The organism is Planctomycetia bacterium, from assembly GCA_034440135.1.
Classification (GTDB): Bacteria; Planctomycetota; Planctomycetia; order Pirellulales; family JALHLM01; genus JALHLM01.
This window is the reverse complement of record JAWXBP010000023.1, coordinates 1-4,433: the sequence shown is the minus strand read 5'-3', so window position 1 is coordinate 4,433 and position 4,433 is coordinate 1. Positions and strand designations below refer to the sequence as shown.

General features: G+C 61.6%; 5 protein-coding genes. 3 read left to right on the top strand and 2 right to left on the bottom strand.

Translation table 11 applies throughout. The annotated features are described in order from the left end of the window. On the bottom strand, nucleotides 1-230 hold a 230-nt coding region (locus tag SGJ19_01265), incomplete at its 3' end, for a DUF1501 domain-containing protein (GenBank protein ID MDZ4778865.1). Between the two features lie 437 nt (nucleotides 231-667). On the opposite strand from SGJ19_01265, the gene SGJ19_01260 reads away from it, so the two are divergent. After that, nucleotides 668-1,435, top strand: a complete 768-nt coding sequence (locus SGJ19_01260; protein ID MDZ4778864.1) for an SDR family NAD(P)-dependent oxidoreductase — start codon at nucleotides 668-670, stop codon at nucleotides 1,433-1,435. Between the two features lie 248 nt (nucleotides 1,436-1,683). Then, nucleotides 1,684-2,124 carry a hypothetical protein gene (locus tag SGJ19_01255; GenBank protein ID MDZ4778863.1) on the top strand — a complete coding sequence of 147 codons (441 nt, stop codon included), beginning with the start codon at nucleotides 1,684-1,686 and terminating at the stop codon, nucleotides 2,122-2,124. Between the two features lie 34 nt (nucleotides 2,125-2,158). Here SGJ19_01255 and SGJ19_01250 read toward each other — a convergent pair whose 3' ends face one another. Next, nucleotides 2,159-3,124: a CHAD domain-containing protein gene (locus SGJ19_01250; protein ID MDZ4778862.1), complete on the bottom strand. Its 966-nt coding sequence runs from the start codon at nucleotides 3,122-3,124 to the stop codon at nucleotides 2,159-2,161. 1,119 nt (nucleotides 3,125-4,243) lie between these two features. On the opposite strand from SGJ19_01250, the gene SGJ19_01245 reads away from it, so the two are divergent. Further along, nucleotides 4,244-4,433: hypothetical protein (locus SGJ19_01245; protein ID MDZ4778861.1), on the top strand; the 190-nt coding region annotated here is incomplete at its 3' end.

Below are 4,433 nucleotides of genomic sequence, written 5' to 3'. Positions count from 1 at the left end.
GGGGCGTCCATCTTGAGATCGAAGAAGTCCTGATGCGGCGGGCCGCCGGGCAGGAAGATCATGATGATCCCCTTCGACTTCGACGTGCGGCCCGTGCCCGCGATCGACTCGGCCCGCAGGATTTGCGGTAGGGAGAAACCACCGAGCGCCAATCCGCCGATTTGCAGGAATGCTCGCCGCGATACCCTATCGCAAAAACCATTCTGCGGCTTGCCGAGGATCTTCAACATGGCACATTCTCCTACAGGAGCATTCCGAATGCATTCCAGCGCGCAGCACGTCGCATCTCCGATCGTGCCGTGACATCTCGAAATTGCGCGACTGACGAAACTGGGCACAAATCGAGGGAGGCGGGACAGATCGGCGGGCGTGGATGGATTGTAGCCGGAATCCACCAGCCCGGCAACAATAATTACGCCCAGTTGGCAAGCAGACCGCCAAGGGCACACGGTCGACTTCGGAATGTGACGACCGCGGGGTCCGTAGCGGCGTCGGACCCCCAACTCAGCAAACAAGTTGCGCCGTCCGTATACATTGCAATCCAGGTCGCTCGGGCGAGTTGACGCCGGCGGCAGCGCGCTTTACTTTGTGTGGCGATGCGACGCGGCTGGCCGCATGGCCGCTGCGACGTTTTCTCACGCACTTCTCTCTGGCTCAGGATACCACCATGAACATCGCAGGTAGCACGACTTTCGTCACTGGCGGCGGCTCGGGATTGGGCGCCGCATGCGCTCGGCATTTCTCTAGCCTGGGTGGCAACGTCCTCGTTGCCGACGTGCAGGTCGAAGCCGGCGAGAAATTGGCGGCCGAACTGGGCGCGAAAGTCCGCTTCGCCCGAACCGACGTCACCGACGAAGGCAGCGTGCAGGCTGCGCTCGCCGCGGCCAAACAGCACTTTGGCGCGGTCAACGCCGTGATCAACTGCGCCGGTATCATCGGCGCCGGCCGCGTGGTGGGCAAAGAGGGACCCTACGATCTGGCGTCGTTCTCGCGCACGATCCAGGTCAACCTGATTGGCACGTTCAACGTGATTCGACTGGCGGCCATGATGATGTCCACCAACACGCCGAACGACGAGCAGGAACGGGGGGTCATCGTCAATACAGCGTCGGTGGCGGCTTTCGAAGGACAGGTCGGCCAGGCGGCCTACTCGGCTTCCAAGGGTGGCGTCGTATCGATGACGCTGCCCATCGCACGCGAATTGGCCCGCTTCGGAATTCGCGTGGTGACAATCGCCCCGGGCGTGTTCGAAACGGCCATGATGGCCGGCATGACCCCGGCCGCCCAGGAGGCACTCTCCGCGGCCGTCCCCTTTCCGCCGCGATTGGGCCGGGCGAGCGAATTTGCCGATCTGGCCGAGCATATCGTGACCAATTCGATGCTCAACGGCACCACGATTCGCCTGGATGGCGCGCTGCGACTGAGCCCCAAGTAGCGCGACTTTTTTTGACAACAGGCCGTTTGTGACGTAGGAAACCTTTGTCGACGATTTCAATCTGCCCAAAACACACATCGGGCGGTCCAAAACGGCTTAAGCCAATTCCTCGGGTTATTCCGCTTCAATAACAGCCTCGGGTCTTTTGTCTGCGCCGGCATGTCCCAGCCGCGCAAGGCTGGCCCGCGCGCTCTGTTCCTATCGTCAGAAGACCCGTTCCAGGGAACGTCCCGAGAGGTAATCAATCGATGAGCACGGTTTTGGGCTGCACGCAACTTGACCATGTCGTGGAAACGGGGCTATCGGCGGACGAGACGCTTCGCCGGCAAGTCTGGGAGATTCTGGCGGGGCTCGGCCCGCAAGCCCATCATCCCGAGCGCCGCACGGTGCAGCGGTTTCCCTATCCGAACCTGCTTTACCTGACTCCCGTGGCGGCCGACGGAATCACGCCGGATGGCGAGTCGATCGTGGTTGTGGGAAAACATTTGTCGGAGCGCGGACTGGGTTTTTTCTATCAGCACCCACTGCCCGATCGCCGCATGATCGCTTCGCTCGAGGGCAAGGACGCTCGTTGGGTCGGCTTCCTGGTGGACATCACCTGGTGCCGCTTCACGCAACACGGTTGGTACGACAGCGGAGGCCGCTTCCTGCACGCGCTGCCATCGCCGATCGAGCGGCAAGTGCGCTAGAAGCAAGCCGTCGACGCGCCGCTTCGGCCGGCACTCAATCGCCGGCCACTTCGAGCGACGCAGGGGGCGCAGGCGGAGCGTCGCTCTGCACGTAGGGTGCAAAACGACGACGCAACTCGGCTCGGCGTTCCGCCGTCCACCAGGCGAGAAACTCTTGTCGCGCAATTGCCAAGGCCTGTTGTTCGTGCAGCCGGCCCGTTGCAAACGCCTCGCCGAGCGGACCAGATTCCGTCGCTGTGTGCCACCGCACCAGGTAGGTCTCGGCCGTGACGTGATCGTTGATCGCGCCTAGCCGTTCTTGCAGCGCGACCACAAGCGGATAGACTTCGCCGCGGAATTCGGCATCGAAAGCACCCGCAAAAACTTCCATCGCGTAACGCACCTGCTTGCCTTGAATGCGGAACGCATGCAACGCCTCGACGTCGTTCAACTCAGCGTCGCCGGCCGCCAGGTACGGCACAACCAACCGGTTCAAAGCCACGCGCGCCATGCACACGAATCGCTCGCCGCACGGTTCGTCGCCCGCGCGGTTCCGCAGTTTTCTGAGAAACCTGACGGCGTGTCGAGCGAACTGCTTGCGACGGAGCTTCTTGCGTATTTTTCGGATCGGCCGCTGGGCTTCTCGCCGCATTTCGCGGACGTGCTTGAGTAGCAACTCGCTTTGGGCGGAAGGCATTTGAGACGCGCGGTCGGTCCACCGCATGAACAGCACATCCAGATCGCGAGCTTCGCCGGCGGCCCGCCTGATCTTCTTGACTTGTCTGGCAATCCATTGCCCCCGGCGAGGCGGCAGCCATGCTTCGAAGATTTCGAGCGCCGCCGCCGCCCGTCGCGAAAAGACTCGCAGCTGGTGCACGTTCTCGGTTTCGGTCTCGTTCTGGCGCACCGCGAGTTGCAGATAATGACACATCCGATGCAAGCGCGCGCTCAACGCCCGCCGACCGATGCATGCCACCGAATCGTCGGGCTGGCTCTCAATCCATTTATTGTTGCGTCCCATGCTCGCCCGTATCTTTACCTGCGACTGCACGCCGTGCATTCGTTTGGGGGCCAATCGACAGGGGCGCTTCAGCGCGCGGCTGACCGCCAGTCAGCGCTATCCGCCATTCGAAAGGGAAACGAACCAGGAAATTGTAATGCTGAGCAAAACTGCACTGCGAAGCTGAGGGCATCGCGTCGATACATGCTGCCCGGGTCGTCCCGCATGAAGCGCAACGACCCGCTCGCCCTTCCAGTCTAGCCGCGGTCCGATCGGCTTTTTGGCGGCTCGCAAAGATAGTCCAATCGCGAGACTGCTTCGAGCTGGAAGTCGAGCTCATTACCGCCGGTCAAGCTAACAGGGAGGGGCAAATGCGGCAATCGCACCACCCACTAGAGGGGATTATGGTAGAGGGCGAGTCATAGCAAACGCATCAAGATATGCGAGTTCTCAGTCTGCTAGCGCAAGGTTCAACAATCCGTCGAAGAATGCCTTCGTCGCATTTTTCGACGGGCTGTTAGCACGTCATTCGACCTGACTCGGTGAAGTCAACGCGACCGTGATCATGCGGACAACGAATCGGCACTTCGTGAACCGCCATCAAGCTCGCGCTGGCGCAGGTGGCCTGATTTCTGGCGCTGACAAGCCGGTTGCGCTGTCGGTAAACTGACCGACCGAGCCAGCCTGTTTTTTGAGCGAGCTTCAATCGTTCGCGACTTCAACGGCTGACGTCGTCCCTCGCGCGGGTATTGTGCGGGGCTTGCCGCCAACGCAGCAGGTATCCAATGGGCCCGCCGCTTGTGTAGCACGCATTTTTGCGCGCTGCGTGAGCGGCGGGCTCTTTTCGTTTGCATTCCTACTCAAACCATTTGGAAGCCACCGCCCATGGATCTGCTCCGTCCTGTCGATCCCGATGAAGAGTTTCCCCGGAAAGCGGCCGACGAGCCCGGCACAAACGACTCCGACGTTGAAGCGCCGGCAGAAATTCAACCGGACGCTGTACCAGAACGGCGTCCCGCGGACGACGGAACCGAGCTGAGGGACGATTCCATCAGTGCCGAATCTGACTCGATTTCTTTGGCGTCGGCGAGCAAAGCGAGTTCGACGAATGCCGGTCCAGCATAGTCTGACGGCACTGACATGATATCGTCGAGCGGTCCCGATCTGGTTCCGAGCGACGCCGAGCCGGAGCCGCCGTCGGCATTTTTCGGTTCCACACCGCCGGCCGCGGAAGCCGGCCTTGCGGTAAACGCTGAACAATTGCCCTCGATCGAGCCGGTCGATGCCGTACCGCCGACCGACGTCATCCTGCCGCCGGACAACAGTGGCT